Consider the following 24778-nt stretch of genomic DNA (forward strand, 5'->3'; position numbering starts at 1 on the left):
ATGGCCGCCTCCTTAAGCGAACTGTCGACCTATCTCGGCGAGAAGCTGCCTGGCCGCTTCGGCGATGCGGTGCTCGCCTATGGCGAGCTCACCGTTCAGGTCGAGCCGGGCAATCTGGTCGAAGTGATGACTTTCCTGCGCGACGATGCGCGCTGCCAGTTCATATCGATCATCGATGTCTGCGGCGCCGACTATCCGTCGCGGGCCAAGCGCTTCGACGTCGTCTATCACCTGCTTTCGCCGAAGCAGAATGTGCGCATCCGCGTCAAGGTGCAGGCCGACGAGGAGACGATGGTGCCGTCGATCACCGGCGTCTATCCCGGCGCCGACTGGTTCGAGCGCGAGACCTACGATCTCTATGGCGTGCTGTTTTCGGGCCACCCGGACCTGCGCCGCCTGCTAACCGACTACGGGTTCGAAGGCCATCCGTTGCGCAAGGATTTCCCGCTGACCGGTTTCGTCGAAGTGCGCTACGACGACGAGGCCAAGCGCGTCATCTACGAGCCTGTGGAATTGAAGCAGGAATTCCGCAATTTCGATTTTCTTTCCCCTTGGGAAGGCACCGACTATGTGCTGCCCGGGGATGAGAAGGCAAAGCAGTAAATGGCTGAAACCTCCGTCCGCAATTTCAATATCAATTTCGGCCCGCAACATCCTGCGGCGCACGGCGTTTTGCGCCTCGTGCTGGAACTCGACGGCGAAGTCGTCGACCGCGTCGATCCGCATATCGGGCTGCTGCATCGCGGCACCGAAAAGCTGATCGAGGCAAAAACCTATCTGCAGGCGGTGCCTTATCTCGACCGGCTCGACTATTGCGCGCCGATGAATCAGGAGCACGCCTTCGCGCTCGCCGCCGAGCGCCTGCTCGGCATCGAGGTGCCGAGGCGCGGCCAATTGATCCGCGTGCTCTATTGCGAAATCGGCCGCATCATGTCGCACATCCTCAACGTGACGACGCAGGCGATGGATGTCGGCGCGCTGACGCCGCCGCTGTGGGGCTTCGTCGAGCGCGAAAAGCTGATGGTGTTCTATGAGCGCGCCTCCGGTTCGCGCATGCATGCGGCCTATTTCCGGCCCGGCGGCGTCCACCAGGACCTGCCGCGGCAGTTGGTCGAGGACATCGGCAAGTGGATCGATCCGTTCCTGAAGTCGATCGACGATCTCGACAAGCTGCTCACCGGCAACCGCATCTTCAAGCAGCGCAATGTCGATATCGGCATCGTTTCGCTGGCCGATGCCTGGGCCTGGGGCTTTTCGGGCGTCATGGTGCGCGGCTCGGGTTCGCCTTGGGACCTGCGCAAGTCGCAGCCCTATGAATGCTATTCGGAAATGGATTTCGACATTCCGATCGGCAAGAACGGCGACTGCTTCGACCGTTATCTCGTGCGCATGGAAGAAATGCGCCAGTCGGCACGGATCATGCGCCAGTGCGTCGACCTGCTGCTCGGCAAGGAAAGCACCGGCCCGGTGTCGAACCTCGACGGCAAGGTGGTGCCGCCCAAGCGCCAGGCGATGAAGCGTTCGATGGAAGCGCTCATCCATCACTTCAAGCTCTACACCGAAGGCTATCGCGTGCCGGCCGGCGAGGTCTATGCGGCGGTCGAGGCACCGAAGGGCGAGTTCGGCGTCTATCTGGTCTCCGATGGCACCAACAAGCCCTACCGCTGCAAGCTGCGCGCCCCCGGCTTCGCGCATCTGCAAGCCATGGATTTCCTGTGCCGCGGCCACATGCTGGCCGACGTCACCGCCGTTCTTGGCTCCCTCGACATCGTGTTTGGTGAGGTCGATCGCTAAATGTCAGTCCGCCGTCTCGCAGAAGCCAGCGTCCAGCCAGCGTCCTTCGCCTTCAACAAGGCGAATACGGCGGCTGCCAAGCAATGGATCAAGAAATATCCGAAGGGCCGCGAGCAGTCGGCGATCATTCCGCTTTTGATGATTGCGCAGGAGCAGGAAGGCTGGGTCACCAAAGCGGCGATCGAGACCATCTCCGACATGCTCGGCATGCCACGTATTCGCGGTCTCGAAGTCGCGACCTTCTACACGCAGTACCAGTTGAATCCGGTCGGCACACGCGCGCACATCCAGGTTTGCGGCACCACGCCCTGCATGCTGCGCGGCTCGGAAGCGCTGATGGATGTTTGCCGTTCGAAAATCCATCACGACCAGTTCCACACCAATGACAAGGGCACCTTGTCGTGGGAAGAGGTCGAGTGCCTCGGCGCCTGCGTCAACGCGCCGATGGTCATGGTGTTCAAGGACACGTTCGAGGACCTCACGCCGGAACGGCTGGCCGAAATCATCGATCTCTACGACGCCGGCAAGGGCGCTTCGGTGACGCCGGGACCGCAGAACGGCCGTACCGGCTCGGAGCCGGCCTCCGGTTTGACGACGCTGAAGAGCGAAAAGGCAATCCTCAAGTCGACCCGCGACCGTGAAGCCCGGGAAGCGGCCAAGGCTGCCAAGGCAGCGCCCGACGCGATCATCGCGGCGCCGGTGCCGGCACCGGCGGCGCCCCCTGTCGCGCCGTCCAACGCCAGCAAGCCGAAGACCGATGCGGCTGAGACCAGCCCGGCTTTGAAGACGCCTTCAAAGGCCAAGGTGGCGCCAGCGGCGGAGAAGGCGGCGAGCGTTTCGGCCCCGCCGCATTCGGCCGCCAACGCCAACAAGGCGGCGCCGGAAGTCGAGAAGGTCTCCAAGCAGCGCAGTGGGCCGAAGAAGCGGGCCGAACCGAGCAGCGCCTTCAAGGCGCCGGAGACCAAGCAGCCTACCGCCAAACCGACCAAGAAGCCGGTCTGAGGGACGAAAAATGCTTCAGGACAAAGACCGCATCTTCACCAACATCTACGGCCTCTTCGACAAGTCTCTGGCCGGCGCCATGGCGCGCGGCGCCTGGGACAACACGCCCGGCATCGTCGCCAAGGGGCGTGACTGGATCGTCAACGAGATGAAGGCGTCGGGCCTGCGCGGACGCGGCGGCGCCGGCTTCCCGACCGGCCTCAAATGGTCGTTCATGCCCAAGCAGAGCGACGGCCGGCCGAGCTATCTCGTCATCAACGCCGACGAATCCGAGCCCGGCACCTGCAAGGACCGCGATATCCTGCGCAACGATCCGCACACGCTGGTCGAAGGTGCGTTCCTGGCCGGCTTCGCCATGGGCGCGATTGCCGCCTACGTCTATGTGCGCGGCGAGTTCATCCGCGAGCGCGAGGCGCTGCAGCGGGCGATCGAGGAGGCCTACGAGGCCAAGCTGATCGGCAAGAACAATACGTCGGGCTACGATTTCGAAATCTACATGCATCATGGCGCCGGCGCCTATATCTGCGGCGAGGAAACGGCGCTGCTGGAAAGCCTCGAAGGCAAGAAGGGCCAGCCCAGGCTGAAGCCGCCATTCCCGGCCAATGTCGGCCTCTATGGCTGCCCGACCACCGTCAACAATGTCGAATCGATCGCGGTGGCGCCGACCATCCTGCGCCGGGGAGCGGCCTGGTTCTCGTCCTTCGGCCGGCCCAACAATGTCGGCACCAAGCTGTTCTGCGTCTCCGGCCACGTCAATAATCCGTGCACCGTCGAAGAGGCGATGTCGATCCCGTTCCGCGAGCTGATCGAGACGCATTGCGGCGGCATTCGCGGCGGCTGGGACAATCTGCTCGCGGTCATTCCGGGCGGCGCCTCGGTGCCGCTGGTGCCGGCCGAACAGATCATCGACACGCCGATGGATTTCGACGCTTTGCGCGACCTCAAGTCGGGCCTCGGCACGGCGGCCGTCATCGTCATGGACAAGTCGACCGATGTCGTGAAGGCGATCGCGCGGCTGTCCTACTTCTACAAGCATGAAAGCTGCGGCCAGTGCACGCCGTGCCGCGAAGGCACCGGCTGGATGTGGCGGGTGATGGAGCGGCTGGTGCGCGGCGAGGCGCAAAAGCGCGAGATCGACATGCTGCTGGACGTCACCAAGCAGGTCGAGGGCCACACGATCTGTGCGCTGGGCGATGCGGCGGCATGGCCGATCCAGGGCCTGATGCGGCATTTCCGAGGCGAGGTGGAGCGGCGCATCGACGAGTTTTCGCGGAACGCGCACCGGGCAGAACCGGTGATGGTGGCGGCGGAATAATAAGAAAACTTTTGAACGCGGGAAGAAAACGGGGCGGGGCGAACGAAGAAACGACCAGGAGAACTCTATGGCACCGTATTCGACACCCTACCCATTGATGCCCAGTTTGGACCAGATCGAGAAAATGAACCAGGACCTGACCAGGATGATGCCGAAGGAGATGGCAAGCGCCGTCAACCTTTTCGCGCACCCTGTCGCGGGTGCGGTGACGATGTCGGCGCTTGGCATGGGGCTCGCCAATCATGCGTTCGGCGTCTGGATGGGCGCACTTTCGGGAGCCGCGGAGGCATCACAGCGCCTCATGCAGCCGCTGATCGAGGATTTCGAGGCCCGCGTCGAGCAATTCGAAGACGCGTCGTCCACCAAGGCGCGGGCGACCGCGAAGACCATGATTGCCGAGGCGCAGTCCTTTGCGCAGGAAGTTACGGACATTGCCGCCAAGGAAGCCGCCATCACGGCGCCCGTGGCCGATGCAGCTCCGGCAACGGACGATGCTCCCGGTGTGCTGATGCCCGAGGATTTCCGTCAGCCCAAGGCCATGGACAGGCCGGCGGAGCCGTCGGATCTGAAGGCGATATCGGGCATCGGTCCGAAGCTGGAGAAGGTGCTTAACGGCCTCGGTATCTGGACGTTCGCCCAAGTCGCCGCTTGGTCGCCGCAAGAGATCGCCTGGGTCGACGACTATCTGTCGTTCAAGGGCCGCATCGGCCGTGACGACTGGACTGCCCAGGCGGCGGCGCTGGCCGCGAAGAAGTGAAAGAAATGTCGGGCGCTGCGTCTGTCGCGCCCGGAAAATGAGATTGCGGGAAATCCGCAGGGGTTTGAGGCGAATGGCAAAGCTCAAGGTCGACGGGAAAGAAATCACTGTACCCGACCACTACACGCTGCTCCAGGCGGCTGAGGACGCGGGCGCGGAAGTGCCGCGCTTCTGCTTCCACGAGCGGCTGTCGATCGCCGGCAATTGCCGCATGTGCCTGATCGAGGTGAAGGGCGGTCCGCCCAAGCCGCAAGCGTCCTGCGCGATGGGCGTGCGCGACCTGCGCCCCGGTCCGAACGGTGAGCCGCCGGAAATCTTCACCAACACGCCGATGGTCAAGAAGGCCCGGGAAGGCGTGATGGAATTCCTGCTGATCAACCATCCGCTGGACTGCCCGATCTGCGACCAGGGCGGCGAATGCGACCTGCAGGACCAGGCGATGGCCTTCGGCGTCGATTCCTCGCGCTACCACGAGAACAAGCGCGCGGTGGAAGACAAGTATATCGGCCCGCTGGTCAAGACGGTGATGAACCGCTGCATCCACTGCACGCGCTGCGTCCGCTTCACCACCGAGGTTGCCGGCATTTCCGAACTCGGCCTGATCGGCCGCGGCGAGGATGCCGAGATCACCACCTATCTGGAACAGGCGATGACCTCGGAGCTGCAGGGCAACGTCATTGATCTCTGCCCGGTCGGCGCGCTGACCTCCAAGCCCTTCGCCTTCCAGGCGCGGCCATGGGAACTGACCAAGACCGAATCGATCGACGTGATGGATGCCGTCGGCTCGGCGATCCGCGTCGATAGCCGGGGTCGCGAAGTGATGCGCATCCTGCCGCGTGTCAACGAAGCGGTGAACGAGGAATGGATTTCCGACAAGACCCGCTTCATCTGGGACGGCCTGCGCACGCAGCGCCTCGACCGCCCCTATGTGCGCAAGGACGGCAAGCTGGTTCCGGCGAGCTGGGCCGAAGCGTTCGCTTCGATCAAGGACGCGGTGTCGAAGACGACGCCCGAGAAGATCGGCGCGATCGCGGGCGATCTCGCCGCGGTCGAGGAAATCTATGCGCTGAAGCTCCTCATGGCTTCGCTCGGTTCGAAGAACGTCGATTGCCGCCAGGATGGAGCCGCACTCGACCCGGCGCTCGGACGCGCCAGCTACATCTTCAACCCGACCATCGAAGGCATCGAGCAGGCCGACGCGGTGCTGATCATCGGCGCCAATCCGCGCTTCGAGGCTTCGGTGCTCAACGCCCGCATCCGCAAGCGCTGGCGCCTCGGCAATCTGCCGGTCGGCATCATCGGCGATGTCGGCGACACGCGCTATGACTACGAACAGTTGGGCGCCGGGCCGGACTCGCTGAAGGATCTGGCTGACGGCAACGGCAAGTTCTTCCAGACGCTGAAGAAGGCGACGCATCCCCTGATCATCGTCGGCCAGGGCGCTCTGGCGCGCTCCGATGGTGCGGCCGTGCTCGGCCAGGCGGCCAAGCTTGCGGCAGCCGTGAATGCTGCCCGCACCGACTGGAACGGCTTTGCCGTGCTGCACAATGCAGCGGCGCGCGTTGGCGGCCTCGATCTCGGCTTCGTTCCGAGCGAGGGTGGCAAGAACGTTGCCGGCATGCTGGGCGAGACGGATGTGCTGTTCCTGCTCGGCGCCGACGAGATCGACATGAGCAAGACCGGTGGCGCCTTTGTCGTCTATGTCGGTACACACGGCGACGCTGGCGCGCACCGCGCCAATGTCATCCTGCCGGCGGCTGCCTATACCGAAAAGTCCGGCACCTACGTCAACACCGAGGGGCGCGTGCAGCAGACCAATCGCGCCGGCTTCGCGCCGGGCGATGCACGCGAGGATTGGGCGATTCTCAGGGCACTGTCCGATGTGCTGGGCAAGAAACTGCCATTCGATTCTCTGCCGCAGCTGCGCGCCAAGCTTTATGGTGAATTTCCGCATCTCGCCCGCATCGATCAGGTCGCGGCCGGCAGTGCCGGGGATATCGCCAATGTCGCGAAGCTCGGTGGGCGGCTGAACAAGGGCACCTTCACCTCGCCGGTCAAGGATTTCTACCTGACCAACCCGATCGCGCGGGCATCGGCTGTCATGGCGGAATGCTCGGCACTGGCCAAGAGCGGCTTCAAGCAGGCGGCGGAATAAGCATGGACACCTTCTTCTCCTTCTACGTGCTGCCGGCGTTGCTGATCCTTCTGAAGTCAGTCGTGCTGATCGTGGTGCTGCTGATCTTCGTCGCCTACATCCTCTACGCCGACCGCAAGATCTGGGCGGCGGTGCAGTTGCGCCGTGGCCCGAATGTCGTCGGCCCCTGGGGTACGCTGCAGGCCTTCGCCGATTTGTTGAAGTTCGTCTTCAAGGAGCCGGTCATTCCGTCCGGCGCCAACAAGGGCGTTTTCCTGCTGGCGCCGTTGGTCTCCGCCGTGCTGGCGATCTCGGCCTGGGCGGTCATTCCGGTCAGCCAGGGCTGGGCGATCGCCAACGTCAATGTCGGTATCCTCTATGTCTTCGCCATCTCCTCGCTCGAGGTCTATGGCGTGATCATGGGCGGCTGGGCGTCCAACTCGAAATATCCGTTCCTCGGCGCGCTGCGCTCGGCGGCGCAGATGGTGTCCTACGAAGTCTCGATCGGCTTCGTCATCGTCACCGTGTTGCTCACCGCCGGCTCGCTCAACCTCAGCGATATCGTGCTGTCGCAGCAGGGTGGGCTTGGTACGCGGCTCGGCCTGCCCAACACGTTCCTCGACTGGAACTGGCTGGCCCTGTTCCCGATGTTCATCATCTTCTTCATCTCGGCCCTGGCCGAGACGAACCGTCCGCCCTTCGATCTGGTCGAAGCCGAATCGGAGCTGGTCGCCGGCCACATGGTCGAGTATTCGTCGACACCGTTCCTGCTGTTCTTCCTCGGCGAGTATGTCGCCATCGTGTTGATGTGCGCCTTGGCCACCATCCTGTTCCTCGGCGGCTGGCTGCCGCCCTTCGACTTCGCGCCTTTCACCTGGGTGCCCGGCGTGATCTGGTTCGTGCTGAAGGTCTGCTTCGTGTTCTTCGGCATCTCGATGGTGAAGGCCTTCGTGCCGCGCTACCGCTACGACCAGCTGATGCGGCTGGGCTGGAAGGTGTTCCTGCCGATCTCGCTGTTCATGGTCGTCGCCACCGCGGCCTTCCTCAAGATCACGGGGTTTGCGTGATGTCCGCTCTGTCCCAAGCCGCAAAATCGCTGCTGCTGCAGGATTTCGTCAGCGCCTTTTTCCTGTCGATGCGCCAGTTCTTCGCACCGAAGGAGACGATCAACTATCCGCACGAGAAGGGCCCGACCAGCCCGCGCTTCCGGGGCGAGCATGCATTGCGCCGCTATCCCAATGGCGAGGAACGCTGCATCGCCTGCAAGCTGTGCGAGGCGATCTGCCCGGCGCAGGCGATCACCATCGAGGCCGGCCCGCGCCGCAATGACGGCACGCGCCGCACGGTGCGTTACGACATCGACATGGTGAAATGCATTTATTGCGGCTTCTGCCAGGAGGCCTGCCCGGTCGACGCCATCGTCGAGGGGCCGAATTTCGAGTTCGCGACGGAGACGCGCGAGGAACTCTACTACGACAAGGACAGGCTGCTGGCGAATGGCGACCGGTGGGAGCGCGAACTGGCGCGCAACATCTCGCTGGACTCGCCCTATCGTTGACATTTGACGCATGGACGGGGCGAGGGTCCTCGTCCAGAGAATGATCCCGAAAAGTTGCAGACGTTTCGGACAAGATCATCCTCCGGAAGACAAAAGTGTCGCATGTTTTTTTCGATCGGGTATTTCAACGCGATCGGAACATGCGATAGGACAACGCGGCTTCGGTATCGGAAATAGGACGAAGCCAGAGATAACGAACAGGACGATTGTCCTGTTTGGACAGGAACCGGGGGATCCCCAATGCTGAGTGGACTAGAGGCGGCCTTTTTCTACCTCTTCGCCTTTGTCGCCGTGGCGTCGGCGTTCATGGTCATTTCGTCGCGCAACCCCGTGCATTCGGTGCTGTTCCTGATCCTGACCTTCTTCAACGCCGCCGGCCTGTTCATGCTGACGGGCGCCGAGTTCCTGGCGATGATCCTGCTCGTCGTCTATGTCGGCGCTGTCATGGTGCTGTTCCTGTTCGTCGTCATGATGCTCGACGTCGACTTCGCGGAGATGAAGGAGGGAGCCCTGCAATACGCGCCGATCGGCGCGCTGGTCGGGCTGATCCTGGCGGCGGAGCTGATCGTCGTGCTGGGCGGCTACACCTTCGCGCCGAAGCTCGCCTCGACGATCGCAAAGCCCATCCCGGATCTCGCCGCGCGCTCGAACACGGCAGCGCTCGGCGACATCCTCTACACCGACTACCTCTACTACTTCCAGATTTCGGGCCTCATCCTGCTGGTCGCCATGATCGGCGCCATCGTCCTGACGCTACGCCACAAGGAAGGGGTCAAGCGGCAGTCGATCGCAGCCCAGGTCGGCCGCACCGCGGCGACCGGCATGGAAATCCGCAAGGTCAAGTCGGGCGAAGGAGTCTGAGATGGTCGTCGGCATCGCACATTATCTGACCGTATCGGCGATCCTGTTCACGCTCGGCGTGTTCGGCATCTTCCTCAACCGCCGCAACATCATCGTCATCCTGATGTCGATCGAATTGATCCTGCTCGCGGTCAACATCAACTTCGTCGCCTTTTCGGCGGCGCTCGGCGATCTGGTCGGCCAGGTGTTCGCGCTGTTCGTGCTGACGGTCGCAGCGGCTGAAGCCGCCATCGGACTTGCCATTCTCGTCGTCTTCTTCCGCAACCGTGGCTCGATCGCGGTCGAAGACGTGAACACCATGAAGGGTTGACGGGGCGACTATGTATCAAGCGATCGTCTTCCTTCCACTGCTCGGCTTTCTGATCGTCGGCCTGTTCGGCACGTCGCTCGGTGCCAAGGCATCCGAATACATCACCTCGGGCTTCCTGGTGATCGCGGCCGTGCTGTCATGGATCGCCTTCTTCAGCGTCGGCTTCGGCCATGGCGAGGTGTTCACCGTGCCGGTGCTGCACTGGATCCAGTCCGGCGGCCTGGATGTCTCCTGGGCACTCAGGATCGATACGCTGACGGTGGTGATGCTGGTGGTGGTCAACACCGTGTCGGCGCTGGTTCACGTCTATTCGATCGGCTACATGCACCACGATCCGAACCGGCCGCGCTTCTTCGCCTATCTGTCGCTGTTCACCTTCGCCATGCTGATGCTGGTGACGGCCGACAACCTCGTGCAGATGTTCTTCGGCTGGGAAGGGGTGGGCCTCGCGTCCTACCTGCTGATCGGCTTCTGGTACAAGAAGCCCTCGGCCAATGCCGCCGCCATCAAGGCCTTCGTCGTCAACCGCGTCGGCGATTTCGGCTTCGCGCTCGGCATTTTCGGCCTCTTCGTGCTGTTCGGCTCGGTCAATCTCGGCACCATCTTCGCCAATGCGGCGACGTTCATTCCTGCTGAAGGCGCGCCGCAGGGAGCGGCCGTGCTCACATTCCTCGGCCATGCGCTGGACAAGCAGGCCGCGATGACCGTCGTCTGCCTGCTGCTGTTCATGGGTGCCATGGGCAAGTCGGCGCAGGTGCCGCTGCACACCTGGCTGCCGGACGCCATGGAAGGCCCGACCCCGGTGTCGGCGCTCATCCATGCCGCCACCATGGTGACGGCCGGCGTGTTCATGCTGGCACGGCTGTCGCCGCTGTTCGAGCTGTCGCATTCGGCGCTGACGGTGGTGACCTTCATCGGCGCCTTCACCGCCTTCTTCGCCGCGACAGTCGGTCTCGTCCAGAACGACATCAAGCGCGTCATCGCCTATTCGACCTGCTCGCAGCTCGGCTACATGTTCGTGGCGCTCGGCGTCGGCGCCTATGGCGCGGCGATCTTCCATTTGTTCACGCATGCCTTCTTCAAGGCGCTGCTGTTCCTCGGCTCCGGCTCGGTCATCCATGCCGTCTCCGACGAGCAGGACATGCGCAAGATGGGCGGTTTGAGGAAACTGATCCCGACCACCTACTGGATGATGGTGATCGGCACTCTGGCGCTGACCGGCGTCGGCATTCCGGTGACCGTCATCGGCACCGCCGGCTTCTTCTCCAAGGACGCCATCATCGAAGCATCCTTCGCCGGCCACAATTCGGTCGCGGGCCTGGCCTTCGTGCTGCTGGTCATCGCCGCGTGCTTCACTTCCTTCTATTCTTGGCGGCTGATCTTCATGACCTTCCACGGCGAGCCGCGAGCGAGCCATGAGGTGATGCATCACGTCCACGAATCGCCGCCGGTAATGCTGGTGCCGCTGTTCATCCTGGCGGCCGGCGCGCTGTTTGCCGGCATCATCTTCCACAATTCCTTCATCGGCGAAGGCTATGCCGAGTTCTGGAAGGCGTCGCTGTTCACGCTGCCGGACAATCATATCCTGCACGAGATCCATGAATTGCCGCTGTGGGTCGAACTGTCGCCCTTCATCGCCATGCTGATCGGGCTCGCGCTGGCCTGGCAGTTCTACATCCGCTCGCCGGACATGCCGAGGAACCTCGCTGCCCACCATCGCGGGCTCTACGACTTCCTGCTCAACAAGTGGTATTTCGACGAACTCTACGACTTCCTGTTCGTGCGGCCGGCCAAGCGTCTCGGTTCCTTCCTGTGGAAGACCGGCGACGGGACCATCATCGATGGGCTCGGGCCTGACGGCATTTCGGCGCGCGTCGTCGATGTCACCAACCGCGTCGTCAAGCTGCAGACCGGCTACCTCTACCACTATGCCTTCGCCATGCTGATCGGCGTTGCCGCACTCGTCACCTGGATGATGCTCTGATGACCGCCTGGCCAATTCTCTCGCTGGTCACCTTCCTGCCGCTGGTTGGTGTGCTGCTGATCCTGTTCATCAACGATGACAGCGAAAATGCGCGCCGCAACATCCGCGCCATTGCGTTCATAACCACGGCATTCACCTTCCTGGTGTCGCTGTTGATCTGGGCAGGCTTCGACAATTCGCAGGCCGGCTTCCAGTTCGTCGAAAAGGTCGCCTGGCTCGACTCCGGCATTTCCTACCATATGGGCGTCGACGGCATTTCCATGCTGTTCGTCATCCTGACAACCTTCCTGATGCCGCTTTGCATCCTGGCGTCGTGGGAAGCGATCGAGAAGCGCGTCAAGGCCTACATGATCGCCTTCCTGCTTCTGGAAACGCTGATGATCGGCGTGTTCTGCGCGCTCGACATCGTGCTGTTCTACGTCTTCTTCGAAGCCGGCCTGATCCCGATGTTCATCATCATCGGCGTCTGGGGCGGCAAGCGGCGCGTCTACGCCTCGTTCAAGTTCTTCCTCTATACGCTCGCCGGCTCGGTGCTGATGCTGCTCGCCATCATGGCGATGTTCTACCAGTCCGGCACCACCGACATCCCGACGCTTTTGACGCACAGCTTCCCAGCCAACATGCAGACCTGGCTGTGGCTAGCCTTCTTCGCCTCCTTCGCGGTGAAGATGCCGATGTGGCCGGTGCATACCTGGCTGCCGGACGCGCACGTCGAGGCGCCGACGGCAGGTTCCGTCATTCTGGCCGGCATCCTGCTGAAAATGGGCGGGTACGGCTTCCTGCGCTTCTCGCTGCCGATGTTCCCGATGGCGTCCGAAATGTTCGCGCCGCTGGTGTTCACGCTGTCGGTCGTCGCCATCATCTACACCTCGCTGGTGGCGCTGATGCAGGAGGACATGAAGAAGCTGATCGCCTATTCGTCGGTCGCCCATATGGGCTTCGTCACCATGGGTATCTTCGCCATGAACCAGGAAGGCGTGCAGGGCGCGATCTTCCAGATGCTCAGCCACGGCCTGGTCTCGGGCGCGCTGTTCCTGTGCGTCGGCGTCATCTATGACCGCATGCACACGCGCGAGATTGCGGCCTATGGCGGCCTTGTCAACAACATGCCGAAATACGCCACCGTGTTCATGATCTTCACCATGGCCAATGTCGGCCTGCCTGGCACGTCGGGCTTCGTCGGCGAGTTCTTGACCATGCTGGGTGTTTTCCGGGTCAACACCTGGGTGGCGTTCTTCGCCGCGACCGGTGTCATCCTGTCAGCCGCCTACGCGCTTTGGCTCTATCGCCGGGTGATTTTCGGCGCGCTGACCAAGGACAGCCTGAAAGGGCTGCTCGATCTGTCAACTCGCGAGAAGGCGATCATCTATCCGCTGGTCGTGCTGGTCATCTTCTTCGGCGTCTATCCCGCACCCGTCTTCAACGCGACGGCCCAGTCGGTCAAGTCGCTCGTCACCAATGTCACCGCATCCATCGGCACCGCGCAGACCGCGGCGGCGAACTGACCCAGGGGGTTTGCGAACCATGACGCCGGACCTTCTTTCCAGCCTGTCGCTCTCGACGCCCGAGCTGATCCTTGCCATCGGCGCGCTCGCGCTGCTGATGGTCGGGGCCTATTCGCGTTCCAACACCGCCAATACGGTGACCGGCCTTGCTGTCGCCGTGCTGGTAATCGCGGGCGCCTGGCTGATCTTCCACGCAGGGCAGGGCAGCGCCTATGGCAACGCCTTCGTCCAGGATTCCTTCGCCCGCTTCATGAAGGTGCTGGCGCTGGTCGGCTCGGCGGTGACGCTGGTCATGTCGATGCGCTTTGCCAAGACGGAGCGTTTCGACAAGTTCGAATATCCGGTGCTGATCCTGCTTTGCACGCTCGGCATGATGCTGATGATCTCGGCCAACGGCATGGTCGGGCTCTATCTCGGCCTCGAACTGCAGTCGCTGGCGATCTACGTGCTGGCGGCGATCAATCGCGACAATCTGCGTTCGACCGAGGCGGGCCTCAAATATTTCGTCCTTGGCGCGCTGTCCTCGGGCATGCTGCTCTATGGCATCAGCCTAGTCTATGGTTACACCGGCAATGTGGGCTTCCACGAGATCGCCACGGCGCTGGGCAGCGGCGAGCGCCAGCTCGGCCTCGTCGTCGGCTTGGTTTTCGTGCTGGCCGGTCTTGCCTTCAAGATTTCCGCGGTGCCGTTCCATATGTGGACGCCCGATGTGTATGAAGGCGCGCCGACGCCGGTGACCGCCTTCCTGGCGGCCGCACCCAAGATGGCGGCGATGGCGCTGATCGTGCGTGTCACCATGGGCGCGTTCAAGCCGATCGCCGCAGACTGGCAGCAGATCGTCGTCTTCATCTCGATCGCCTCGATGGCGCTCGGCTCCTTCGCCGCGATCGGCCAGACCAACATCAAGCGCCTGATGGCCTATTCCTCGATCGGCCACATGGGCTACGCGCTCGTCGGCCTTGCCGCCAACAGCCAGGCCGGAGTGCGCGGCGTCGCCATCTACATGCTGATCTACCTCGTGATGACGCTCGGCACCTTCGCCTTCATCCTCGCCATGCGGCGCAAGGAAGGCAATGTCGAGCAGATCAGCGATTTGGCCGGGCTTTCCTCGACCAACCCGATCATGGCGACGATCCTGACCGTCCTGATGTTCTCGCTGGCCGGCATCCCGCCGCTCGCCGGCTTCTGGGGGAAGTGGTACGTCTTCCTCGCCGCCATCAACGCCAATCTCTATGCGCTGGCGATCATCGGCGTGCTGGCCTCGGTAGTGGGCGCTTATTACTATCTGCGTATCATCAAGATCATGTGGTTCGATGAGCCTGTCGGTGGCTTCGTGCCGATGGCCAGTGAACTGCGCCTCGTGCTCGGGGTCTCCGGCGCCTTCGTGCTGTTCTATGTGCTGATCGGCGGTCCGATCGGCACCTACGCCGAAGCCGCCGCCAAGACCTTTTTCTGACGGGATGGCATTTCGGCTGGCTCCAACCTCGGCGTCGGAAGGGTTCCGGCTCGAGGCGCATGACAGTGTCGGCTCCACCAACGCTCTGGCACTGGACCATGCCCGGGCGGGCGATCCGGGCAAGCTCTGGGTCGTTTCCAAGAAGCAGGAAAGCGGGCGTGGCCGGCGTGGCCGTGCCTGGGCAACGCCGGAAGGCAATCTGGCGGCGACGTTGCTCGTCATCACCGGCGGCGAACTTCGCCTTGCCGCGACGCTCGGCTTTGTCGCCGGGCTGGCGCTGGCCGACGCGCTCGACGCGGTGGTGCCGAAGGGCCGCATCGCGATAGGCCTCGATGGCGCGAGCCAGGGCCAGAACCGCTTCGAGCTCAAATGGCCGAACGACGTGCTCGCCTCTGGGGCCAAGCTCGCCGGCATCCTGCTGGAATCGGCGATGCTTGACGGTGGTCGCTTCGCGGTGGCGGTGGGCATCGGCGTCAACGTGGTGGCGTACCCGCAGGATTTGCCGTATCCCGCGACGTCACTTCATGCGTTGGGCGCGGCTTGCGATGCCGAAACCCTGTTTCTGGCGCTGTCGGATGCCTGGAGCGAGAATGCCCGCCTTTGGGACGAAGGGCGTGGCCTTGCCGCCATCAGGAAGCGTTGGCTGGCCCGCGCCGCGGGCCTTGGCGGCGAGGTTGCTGTCAGAATTGACGGCAATGTGGTGCGTGGCGTGTTCGAGACCATTGACGAGGACTGCCGTTTCGTGATCCGCGACGATGACGGGTCTGTTCTGACAGTCGCCGCCGGCGATGTGCATTTCGGCGCGGTCGGGTCCGCGCGGATTTAGTTTTGTTTTTGAGCAATTCCGGACTGAAAACCGTTAGACACTTTTGCTTGAATTGCTTTAACGGCTTGGCCTGAGGGCCAGGAAGGGAAAAATCATGGCGAAAGCGGACAACGCCGAACTCGTCTTCGTGCCGCTCGGCGGCGTCGGCGAGATCGGCATGAACTTCGCCCTCTACGGCTACGGCCCGCCGAGCGCGCGCGAGTGGATCGTCATCGATGTCGGCGTCACCTTTCCCGACGCGGCGCATCCGGGCGTCGACCTGATCCTGCCCGACACGCGCTTCATCGAGGAGAACCTCGCCAATCTGCGCGGCATCATCATCACCCATGCGCATGAGGACCATTACGGCGCGCTGCTCGACATCTGGCCGAAGCTGAAGGCGCCGGTCTGGATGACACCGTTCAGCGCCGGGCTGCTGGAAGCCAAGCGGCAGGGCGAGCAGGGCGCGCCCAAGATCCCGCTGACGATCTACCGGGCCGGCGAAAAGTTCACCGTCGGTCCCTTCGAGATCGAAGCCATTTCGGTGGCGCACTCCATTCCCGAACCCATGTCGCTGGCGATCACGTCGCCTGCCGGCACCGTCATCCATACCGGCGACTGGAAGATCGATCCGGAACCGACGATCGGACCCAAGACCGACGAGGCGCGCTTCCGCGCTTATGGCGACAAGGGCGTGCTGGCGCTGATCTGCGATTCGACCAATGCGCTGCGCGAAGGCGAGTCGCCTTCGGAAGTGGCCGTGGGCGAGGGCCTGAAAGGCGTCATCCAGGCCGCCAAGGGCCGCGTCGCCGTCACCACATTTTCTTCCAATGTCGGACGCATCGTCTCGATCGCCAGGGCGGCGCGCGATGCCGGCCGCCAGTGCCTGGTGCTCGGCCGCTCGCTGAAGCGCGTCATCGATGTGGCTGACGAGCTTGGCTACATGGACGGGCTGCCGGAGTTCATCGCCGAGGAGGATTTCGGTTTCATCCCGCGCGAGAACCTGGTCATCATCTGCACCGGCAGCCAGGGCGAGCCGCTGGCGGCGCTGGCGAAACTGTCACGCGACGAGATGAAATCGGTGTCTCTGACAGCGGGCGACACGGTGGTGTTTTCCTCGCGCACCATTCCCGGCAACGAGAAGGCGATTCTCGAAATCAAGAACCGCCTGATCGATCTCGGCATCAAGATCATCGAGGATGGCGACGCGCTGGTGCACGTTTCCGGCCATCCCCGCCGCAGTGAGCTGCGCAAGATGTATGAATGGGTGCGTCCGCAGATCGGCGTTCCCGTGCATGGCGAGGCCGCGCATCTGGTGGCGCAGGGCTCGCTGATGTCGACCTCCGGCATCGGCCAGGTGGCGCAGGTGCGCGACGGCGACATACTGCGGCTCGCGCCAGGTCCCGCCACCATCATCGACCAGGTGCCGTTCGGCCGCGTCTACAAGGACGGCAACCTGATCGGTACCGATCAGGCGATGGGTATTCGCGACCGGCGCAAATTGTCCTTTGCCGGTCATGTCGCGGTTAATGTCGTTCTCGACGAGAAGTATGAACTGGCGGGCGATCCCGATCTGGTCGCCATCGGCGTCGCCGAGGCCGATGCTCGTGGCGAGGCGCTCGAGGACCTGATGATCGATGCGGCCGTTGGCGCGGTCGAATCGATCCCCCGTCAGCGCCGCAAGGACCTCGACCTCGTGCAGGAGGCGGTGCGGCGCGCGGTGCGCGGTGCGGCCAACGAAGCATGGGGCAAGAAACCGCTGGTTACGGTGTTCGTCACCCGTTGAAAAGGGGCGGGTGCTCAGACGTTCAGCTGGTAGCTGACCGGAATCCAGCGAAAGGACCCACCTGTCTGCCCGACATAGCCCAGGCCCGGAAACGGCATGTGATGGCCGGCGACGAGCAGGCGTCGTTCCGCAGCCATCCTCAGCAACCGCTTGCGGGTCTCGGTTGCCTTTTCCTTGTCGTCGTCGAAATCGGCATGCCACTCCGGACGCTGGATGGACACGACATAGTGCAGGAAAGCGTCCGACCAGATCAGCAATTGCTGGCCGCCGCTTTCGACAAGGAATGCCAAAAGCCCGGGTGAGTGGCCCGCCGCGTCGATGGCAGTGATGCCCGGCACCACTTCGTATCCAGGCGCAATGAATGTCGCGCGATCGGCGAGCCCGGTGCAGATTCGCCTGAAGAGATCACGATTGGCCAACCTGGGCGCACGCACTGCATTTCCCTCGGTCCAGAAGGCGAATTCCGCCCTGCCAAATACGTATCGCGCTCGGCTGAAGACGGGTTGGTCATTCCTGACAAGCCCACCAATGTGGTCCGGGTGCCCGTGCGTGATGACCACCACATCGATGTCATCGGGGCCGAACCCAAGGGCTTGCAGACACTCCAGGAGTGAACTGTCCTCATCCCCGCATCCAGTGTCGAACAGGATCTTTTCGGAACCGATGTCGATCAGCGTCGGGATGAAGCAATGCTCGTAGCGATCTGGGTCGATGAAGTTCGAGACCGCGAGTTCGAGCACGGCGGCCGGCGGCTGTCCGGCCGCGAAGGCCGATGCAAGCTCGTCTCTGATATCGACGGCGTCGAGCAGGGCGGCTACTTTGAACGACCCAAGATCGAAGGTGAAAACGCGGGCACGGGCAGGGCTGATTCCGGACATTTCCCTTTGTACTTTGCTGATATCAGTTGGAACAGGTGCGACAGTGCGCGCCTCCCGAATGGCTGTTGGTCTCGGTCGATTTGACGTATGACGCCAGTCATTGGACCTGGGAGAAGAGCTCGGACATGCTCGGACGGCTGAACCATGTCGCGCTTGCGGTGCCGGATTTGGCTGCCGCCGTTGCAGCTTACCGCAACACGCTCGGCGCCGAAGTGACCGAGCCGCAGGCCTTGCCGGAGCATGGTGTCACCGTGGTGTTCGTCAATGTCGGCAACGCCAAGATCGAATTGCTGGAGCCGCTTGGCGAGGGCTCGCCGATCGCGGCATTCCTGGCGAAGAATCCGTCGGGCGGCATGCACCATCTCTGCTACGAGGTCGACGACATCCTGGCCGCGCGCGACCAGCTCAAGGGCGCCGGCGCCCGCGTGCTTGGCGACGGCGATCCCAAGATCGGCGCCCATGGCAAACCGGTGCTGTTCCTGCATCCGAAGGATTTCTTCGGTACGCTGATCGAACTGGAGCAATCATGAGCTGGGTTTCGTTCACCGCCCTGTTTTTCGCGACCTGGTGGGTGGTGCTGTTTGCCGTTCTGCCGTTCAGCGTCAAGACGCAGGAGGACGATCACGACGTGACGCTGGGCACGGTTCCGAGCGCGCCGCGCGGGCCGCATATGTTGCGTGCCGTGATCCGCACCACCATCGCGACGGCGATCCTGATGGGCATTTTCTATGGTTTGACGCACGGGCTGGGATACAGCCTCAACGACATCCCGCACATCGTGCCGGACTTCGGCCAGAGCCCAGCGAAGTAGAGAGCCCCGGCAACGGTGTTCCGACGAGATCGGAGCGCTGCGGATGGACTTGAGATGCAGCCCCGCCCGGCGGCCATGGGAGGCTGACGCAAGGTCATGTAGCCTGGTAATTCGCGGCGCTAACCAGATGATTGCACAAAAAAAATGCAAGGCACAAGGCCTTGCAATTAAACGCGTCCGATCTGTTTCCGGTGTCCGGCGGCAGCGAGTAACCGCGCCTAGATCGCATCCTCCCAAGACTTTGACCGCGTAGGAAGGCAGATTTGTTTCTGCCCTCTCGGTTATCGGGGCACATTAGCCTAACGGAAATGAAAATGTCACGAAGAATTTTGCCTTGAAACGGGCATTCTCGTGCTGCACTGCACAATAGTGCGGCAGGCTTTGCTTTTGAAACGGACAGGCAGGGTCGACAGAGCCTTTGCGGCATGTTCGCAATTGACGCGCGCAAAGAATTGGCGGTCAACCCCGAAGAGGTTCGGTGCGTTCCATTGTCGGCGTGGACTGATCCGGAAGCGAGGGATTCCGGGGCGGAAGGAGCTGATGTGGTGGGATGGCCGGGTTTCCATTCCGTCATGAAATCGCTATGAAGCCGGGGCAAGCAAGCCTGCGCCGCGCCGATTCTGGCGTGGACATTCTCATTCACGGACCAGTCCATGCGTTTGTCGCGCTATTTCCTGCCTATCCTCAAAGAAAATCCGCGCGAGGCCGAAATCGTCTCGCATCGGCTGATGTTGCGCGCCGGCATGATCCGCCAGCAGGGGCAGGGCAGTTTTTCCTGGCTGCCGCTGGGCAAGAGGGTGCTGGACAAGGTTTGCAAGATCATCCGCGAGGAGCAGAACCGCGCCGGTGCGCTGGAGATCCTGATGCCGACCATCCAGTCGGCCGATCTGTGGCGCGAGAGCGGCCGCTACAACGACTACGGCAAGGAGATGCTGCGCATCAAGGACCGTCAGGACCGCGACATGCTCTACGGACCGACCAACGAGGAAATGGTCACCGAGATTTTTCGCGCCTACGTCAAGTCCTACAAGGACCTGCCGCTCAACCTCTACCATATCCAGTGGAAGTTCCGTGACGAGGTGCGGCCGCGCTTCGGCGTGATGCGTTCGCGCGAATTCCTGATGAAGGACGCCTATTCCTTCGATCTCGACTTCGAGGGCGCGAGAGCCGCCTATAACAGGATGTTCGTGTCCTATCTCAGGACTTTCACCCGCATGGGCCTGCAGGCGATCCCGATGCGGGCCGACACCGGGCCGATCGGCGGCGACCTCAGCCACGAATTCATCATCCTGGCCGATACCGGCGAAAGCCAGGTCTTCTGCCATCGCGAGTATCTGTCGCTTGCCGTGCCCGGTGCGAACACCGACTTCGCCAATGACGGCGAGATATCGGATATCGTCAAGACGTGGACGACACCTTACGCCGCCACCGACGAGATGCATGACGAGGCGGCCTGGCAGAAGGTCCCTGAAAGCGACAAGGTTTCGGCTCGCGGCATCGAGGTCGGCCATATCTTCCACTTCGGCGAGAAATACTCCAAGCCGATGGGTGCCAAGGTGACCGGGCCCGACGGCAAGGATCATTTCGCCTCGGGCGGCTCCTACGGCATCGGCCCGTCGCGGCTGGTCGCGGCGATCATCGAGGCAAGTCACGATGAGAACGGCATCATCTGGCCGGAAGCGGTGGCGCCGTTCGATATCGGGCTGATCAACATGAAGGCGGGCGATGCCGACTGCGACCGCGTCTGCGACGAACTCAACGCTGCCTTCACCGCCGCCGGCAAGGATGTGCTCTACGACGATACCGACCAGCGACCGGGCGGCAAATTCGCCACTGCCGACCTGATCGGCCTGCCCTGGCAAGTGATCGTCGGACCGCGCGGCGTAGCCGCCGGCGAGATCGAGATCAAGAATCGCAAGAGCGGCGAGCGGGTGACGCTGCCGATCGCCGACGCGAAAAAACGCTTCGGTGCCGCCGCATGAGCGAGGCGGCGGCAGCGAGATCGGCGGGCGCCGGACCGTTCTCAATCTTCGAACGCATGGTTGCGTGGCGCTATTTGCGCTCGCGGCGCAAGGAGACGGTGATCTCGGTGATCGCCTCGATCTCCTTTCTCGGCATCATGCTGGGCGTCGCCACGCTGATCGTGGTCATGGCTGTGATGAACGGGTTCCGCGCCGAGCTTTTGACGCGCATCCTTGGCGTCAATGGACACCTGATCGTGCAGCCGCTCGATTCGCCGCTCGAGGACTATGCCCAAGTCGCCAGCCGCATCAACGGTGTGTCCGGGGTCAAGTACGCCATTCCACTAATCGACGGCCAGGTGCTGGCGCAAGGTAATGTCGGCGGCGGCACCGGCGCGCTGGTGCGCGGCATCCGGGGTGAGGATCTCGGCAAGATCGCCATCGTTGCCAAAAACATCAAGCAAGGCTCGCTTGCCGATTTCGATACGGGCGAGGGCGTCGCCATCGGCAAGCGGATGGCCGAGAATCTCGGCCTGACGCTCGGCGATACCATCACCTTGATCTCGCCGGACGGTGACGTGACGCCGCTCGGAACGACGCCGCGCATGAAGGGCTACAAGATCGCGGCGATCTTCGAAGTCGGCATGTCGGAGTATGACAGCTCCATCGTCTACATGCCGTTCTCCGAAGCGCAGCTCTATTTCAACATGGACGGCCGGGCGCAGACGATCGAGATCTATGTCGACAATCCCGATGATGTCGACGCGCTGAAGCCGAAGGTGGAAGAGGCGGCGCAACGCCCGATCGACCTTGTCGACTGGCGCCAGCGCAACGAGACCTTCTTTTCGGCCCTGCAGGTCGAGCGCAATGTCATGTTCATGATCCTGACGCTGATCGTGCTGGTGGCGGCGCTGAACATCATTTCCGGACTGATCATGCTGGTGAAGGACAAGGGGCACGACATCGCCATCCTGCGCACCATGGGCGCCTCGCGCAGCGCCATCCTGCGCATCTTCCTGATGACGGGAGCGGCAATCGGCGTGACGGGCACGCTCGCCGGCGTGCTGCTCGGCGTGTTGATCTGCACCAACATCGAATCGATCCGCCAGTTCTTCTCCTGGATGACTGGCAAGGTGCTGTTCAATCCGGAGCTCTATTTTCTCAGCCAACTGCCGGCCAAGATGGACCCGCGCGAGACGACCTATGTCATCATCATGGCACTGGCGCTGTCCTTCCTGGCAACGGTGTTTCCAGCGTGGCGGGCGGCCCGCCTCGATCCGGTCGAAGCCTTGAGGTACGAGTAGTGGCCGAGGTCATTATCGAGCTGAAGAGCGTCGAGCGGCACTACGTCCAGGGGCCGCGCAAGCTCACCATCCTGAACGGCGCCGATTTCTCGCTGCGGCGCGGCGAGATGGTGGCGCTGGTGGCGCCGTCGGGCACCGGCAAGTCGACGCTGCTGCACACGGCTGGCCTGCTGGAGCGTCCTGACGCCGGAGACGTGATCCTGTCCGGACGCGCCTGCGGGCGGTTGTCCGATGATGAGCGCACCTCGATCCGCCGCAACGATGTCGGCTTCGTCTACCAGTTCCATCATTTGCTGCCGGAGTTTTCGGCGCTGGAAAACATCATGATGCCGCAGCTCATCAAGGGGCTGCCGCGCAAGGAAGCGGGCGAGCGCGCGGCGCAGCTGCTCGACTACATGCAGATCGGCAAGCGGGCGTCGCACCGTCCATCCGAGCTGTCCGGCGGCGAGCAGCAGCGTGTCGCCATTGCGCGTGCGGTTGCCAATGCGCCGCTGGTGCTGCTCGCCGACGAGCCGACCGGCAACCTCGACCCGGTCACAGCCTCCTACGTCTTCGAGGCGCTGGAAGCGCTGGTTCGGCAATCGGGGCTCGCGGCGCTGATCGCCACGCATAACCATGAGCTGGCATCACGCATGGACCGGCGCGTCACGCTCGCCGACGGCAAGGTGGTGCCGCTTTAAGGAATCGTTTCGCTCGGGGTGTACCGCGCGGAGCTGGCTTAGAATCGCCAGTGAGCGTTTATTGCGATCAGAGTGGACGATATCGCGCTCGTCGCCACAATGAACAACCAAATTACAAGGTTGCGAGAGAGGCGTCGCCGGCGGCCTTGTCGCATACGCTTTCGCCAGCGGTCACCTTGATTTGCGCCTCCGTACTTCCCCACGTCCATCGCTCAGCAGTGCCTCAGCCCAAGAATTGTCGCCTCGGCCAAACTTTAACACAAGCGCGCTCTAATCCTGATCCTCCAGGACTGGAAGCCTACGCCGCCGCGCCATCTGTGGCACCTCCAGTCATAACTTCGGCCGCGCATTGGATGAGATAATATTGAACCGAATCGTAGAATACTTCTTCCGAATTTAGCCGATTTACGTTGTTTACAAGCTCCAGCCCGACGCGGCCATATCAAGTCTGATCGGACCGTCGCCAGATCAAAGCCAGAGGTCGCTGCTCTCGTTTAGATTTCGCGCAGTCAGCCGAGCTGCGGCGTCATCGTTCCATTTGTTTTTGCCGGAGAAAAGCCTAACGGATCGCGTAGCTGAAGGCCATTCCCGATCACGCAGGCCGTCAAGGTCGAGTGCTACGCGAGACGCTAAGAATTCCCGAAGTTGATCCTGCGTATCCAACCCGGGCAACTCCGCCAAGCTTTTGCAATTGAACAGAGCAAGCCGCTTGAGGCTCGCTCCGTTCAAGTCCACCTGCTTCAGTTGAATCTGGTCGTCAATCCGAAGCGCCGATAGTGCGGGCAACCGAGACAGATCACCCATCGTTGTTAGCCCCTGCACGCGGATAATCTGCAAAATCTCAATAGACTTGCTCGACAGGTCGTCAAGATCGGCACGACCTCCCAAGATCAACTTCAGCTCCTTCAGCGTCGATATGCCGTTCACAAAATTCAGCGCATGTTTCTTGGCATAACCACTTAATGTCAACGTCCGCAACCGAGGCACGCCTTCCAACCCGTCGATACCCTTTGAGTGGCCTTGGATAAAAAGGCTGTCGAGCAACTCGCAGTCGGCCAAGGGTGAAAGATCAAAGTTCCGCTTGCGGTTTTCGCCGAGCGAAAGCTGCGCCAAATGGCGAAGTTCTATCGTTCTCAGAAAGTCTGGGCGGTCCAGCTCAAAGACCCCGAAGTTTAGCAACTTCAGATTTGGGAGCCGCCCGATCTCCTCCTCATTGTCGATTGCAGTCAGGCAATCGACTGCGAGGTTACGTGTTTCAGGCAGATGACGGAGAGTCATTGCATCGAAACGCCCGCTGTAATGCCCGTAGAATCGAACTTGAAGGCGATCTTTGACTAGCCCGCAGGCCTCATTCAGCGACGCCAAAATCCCGGGCGTATATGCTTCTGGCCTGCTGAACTGAACAACCAATCGTCCACGTGTCTCGCATTCCTGGACAATCTCAACCGGTGAAAGAATTTTCGGGTCTTGTAATCGCCCGCTATCTATTTTCAGCATGGTTCAACCAGTTCATTGACGATGGCTTGGAATACTACCGATTTCAAGAATGACGGCAAATGGCGAATAGTTGCCGCGCCGATCACCGCTGCTATCCCGGATATCGACTGTCGAACCACAATCAACGTGCTAGCAAGACACCGCTTACGGCATTCACAAGCTGATCTTCAGCTATCTGGCGATTTGAAATCCGTTAACCCCTCGCTAACCCTGCTAATTTCTCGACCTATCTCCATACCCCCCTAGCAATTGACATTGAAACAAAATTAGAACAAATTGCGAACATATCAACAACAGGAGAGAGTTATGACCGATCTGGTTCAGGATGTCATCTCGCTGGTTTGCATGAGCGCGTTTCTTGTTTCCATGGCGATCTGGAT

At 62.1% G+C, this 24778-nt stretch carries 21 protein-coding genes and 1 pseudogene; 20 read left to right on the plus strand and 2 right to left on the minus strand.

Features of this window, described 5'->3' with window-relative positions; genetic code table 11:
• From C7I87_RS16835 to C7I87_RS16905, 15 genes and pseudogenes are all read left to right on the plus strand, one after another.
• The gene (locus C7I87_RS16835; RefSeq protein WP_149905259.1) at positions 1–603 is read left to right on the plus strand and encodes an NADH-quinone oxidoreductase subunit C; all 603 of its coding nucleotides are present in this window, start codon (positions 1–3) and stop codon (positions 601–603) included.
• Positions 604–1794 carry an NADH-quinone oxidoreductase subunit D gene (locus tag C7I87_RS16840; RefSeq protein ID WP_149905260.1) on the plus strand — a complete coding sequence of 397 codons (1191 nt, stop codon included), beginning with the start codon at positions 604–606 and terminating at the stop codon, positions 1792–1794.
• A pseudogene (nuoE, locus tag C7I87_RS16845) lies at positions 1795–2784 on the plus strand (NADH-quinone oxidoreductase subunit NuoE); the annotation flags it as partial.
• A 22-nt stretch (positions 2785–2806) separates the two neighbouring features.
• Entirely contained in the window at positions 2807–4111 is a 1305-nt protein-coding gene (gene nuoF, locus C7I87_RS16850; RefSeq protein WP_149905262.1) for an NADH-quinone oxidoreductase subunit NuoF, read from the plus strand.
• A gap of 67 nt (positions 4112–4178) precedes the next feature.
• Complete coding sequence (locus tag C7I87_RS16855) at positions 4179–4868, plus strand: NADH-ubiquinone dehydrogenase (RefSeq protein WP_149905263.1); 690 nt, start codon at positions 4179–4181, stop codon at positions 4866–4868.
• A gap of 73 nt (positions 4869–4941) precedes the next feature.
• Positions 4942–7023 carry an NADH-quinone oxidoreductase subunit NuoG gene (gene nuoG / locus C7I87_RS16860; RefSeq protein WP_149905264.1) on the plus strand — a complete coding sequence of 694 codons (2082 nt, stop codon included), beginning with the start codon at positions 4942–4944 and terminating at the stop codon, positions 7021–7023.
• A gap of 2 nt (positions 7024–7025) precedes the next feature.
• Positions 7026–8069 (plus strand): NADH-quinone oxidoreductase subunit NuoH, encoded by a 1044-nt coding sequence (gene nuoH / locus C7I87_RS16865; protein WP_023763315.1) that lies wholly within the window; start codon positions 7026–7028, stop codon positions 8067–8069.
• Positions 8069–8560: an NADH-quinone oxidoreductase subunit NuoI gene (gene nuoI / locus C7I87_RS16870; protein ID WP_013531098.1), complete on the plus strand. Its 492-nt coding sequence runs from the start codon at positions 8069–8071 to the stop codon at positions 8558–8560. The genes nuoH and nuoI overlap by 1 nt, the downstream gene beginning before the upstream one ends.
• Positions 8561–8800: 240 nt before the next feature.
• On the plus strand, positions 8801–9421 hold the full coding sequence (locus tag C7I87_RS16875; RefSeq protein ID WP_149905265.1) for an NADH-quinone oxidoreductase subunit J: 621 nt from the start codon (positions 8801–8803) through the stop codon (positions 9419–9421).
• Between the two features lies 1 nt (position 9422).
• Positions 9423–9731, plus strand: a complete 309-nt coding sequence (gene nuoK / locus C7I87_RS16880; RefSeq protein WP_149905266.1) for an NADH-quinone oxidoreductase subunit NuoK — start codon at positions 9423–9425, stop codon at positions 9729–9731.
• Positions 9732–9741: 10 nt separating this feature from the next.
• Positions 9742–11715 carry an NADH-quinone oxidoreductase subunit L gene (nuoL, locus tag C7I87_RS16885; protein ID WP_149905267.1) on the plus strand — a complete coding sequence of 658 codons (1974 nt, stop codon included), beginning with the start codon at positions 9742–9744 and terminating at the stop codon, positions 11713–11715.
• Complete coding sequence (locus C7I87_RS16890; RefSeq protein ID WP_149905268.1) at positions 11715–13220, plus strand: NADH-quinone oxidoreductase subunit M; 1506 nt, start codon at positions 11715–11717, stop codon at positions 13218–13220. Before nuoL ends, C7I87_RS16890 begins: the two co-directional genes overlap by 1 nt.
• Before the next feature lie 19 nt (positions 13221–13239).
• Complete coding sequence (gene nuoN / locus C7I87_RS16895; RefSeq protein ID WP_149905269.1) at positions 13240–14676, plus strand: NADH-quinone oxidoreductase subunit NuoN; 1437 nt, start codon at positions 13240–13242, stop codon at positions 14674–14676.
• A 4-nt stretch (positions 14677–14680) separates the two neighbouring features.
• Positions 14681–15502 carry a biotin--[acetyl-CoA-carboxylase] ligase gene (locus C7I87_RS16900; protein ID WP_149905270.1) on the plus strand — a complete coding sequence of 274 codons (822 nt, stop codon included), beginning with the start codon at positions 14681–14683 and terminating at the stop codon, positions 15500–15502.
• Positions 15503–15596: 94 nt separating this feature from the next.
• Complete coding sequence (locus tag C7I87_RS16905) at positions 15597–17267, plus strand: ribonuclease J (RefSeq protein WP_149905271.1); 1671 nt, start codon at positions 15597–15599, stop codon at positions 17265–17267.
• A 14-nt stretch (positions 17268–17281) separates the two neighbouring features.
• Here the strand turns inward: C7I87_RS16905 and C7I87_RS16910 are convergent, their stop codons facing one another.
• Complete coding sequence (locus tag C7I87_RS16910; RefSeq protein WP_149905272.1) at positions 17282–18145, minus strand: MBL fold metallo-hydrolase; 864 nt, start codon at positions 18143–18145, stop codon at positions 17282–17284.
• A gap of 125 nt (positions 18146–18270) precedes the next feature.
• Here C7I87_RS16910 and mce point away from each other — a divergent pair, with 125 nt between their 5' ends.
• The 5 genes from mce (at position 18271) to C7I87_RS16935 (ending at position 22901) form a co-directional block, all read left to right on the plus strand.
• Complete coding sequence (gene mce, locus C7I87_RS16915; protein ID WP_149905273.1) at positions 18271–18675, plus strand: methylmalonyl-CoA epimerase; 405 nt, start codon at positions 18271–18273, stop codon at positions 18673–18675.
• A complete protein-coding gene (locus tag C7I87_RS16920; RefSeq protein ID WP_149905274.1) occupies positions 18672–18956 on the plus strand; it encodes a DUF1467 family protein in 285 nt (94 codons plus the stop codon). The genes mce and C7I87_RS16920 overlap by 4 nt, the downstream gene beginning before the upstream one ends.
• A 653-nt stretch (positions 18957–19609) precedes the next feature.
• Positions 19610–20938 carry a proline--tRNA ligase gene (gene proS / locus C7I87_RS16925; RefSeq protein ID WP_149905275.1) on the plus strand — a complete coding sequence of 443 codons (1329 nt, stop codon included), beginning with the start codon at positions 19610–19612 and terminating at the stop codon, positions 20936–20938.
• Positions 20935–22221 (plus strand): lipoprotein-releasing ABC transporter permease subunit, encoded by a 1287-nt coding sequence (locus tag C7I87_RS16930; protein ID WP_149905276.1) that lies wholly within the window; start codon positions 20935–20937, stop codon positions 22219–22221. Before proS ends, C7I87_RS16930 begins: the two co-directional genes overlap by 4 nt.
• Positions 22221–22901 carry an ABC transporter ATP-binding protein gene (locus C7I87_RS16935; RefSeq protein ID WP_135915676.1) on the plus strand — a complete coding sequence of 227 codons (681 nt, stop codon included), beginning with the start codon at positions 22221–22223 and terminating at the stop codon, positions 22899–22901. Before C7I87_RS16930 ends, C7I87_RS16935 begins: the two co-directional genes overlap by 1 nt.
• A gap of 468 nt (positions 22902–23369) precedes the next feature.
• Here the strand turns inward: C7I87_RS16935 and C7I87_RS16940 are convergent, their stop codons facing one another.
• The gene (locus C7I87_RS16940) at positions 23370–24398 is read right to left on the minus strand and encodes a hypothetical protein (protein WP_149905277.1); all 1029 of its coding nucleotides are present in this window, start codon (positions 24396–24398) and stop codon (positions 23370–23372) included.
• Positions 24399–24778: the final 380 nt, after the last annotated feature.

Origin of the sequence: Mesorhizobium sp. SARCC-RB16n (genome assembly GCF_008520305.1) — a bacterium.
GTDB lineage: Bacteria > Pseudomonadota > Alphaproteobacteria > Rhizobiales > Rhizobiaceae > Mesorhizobium.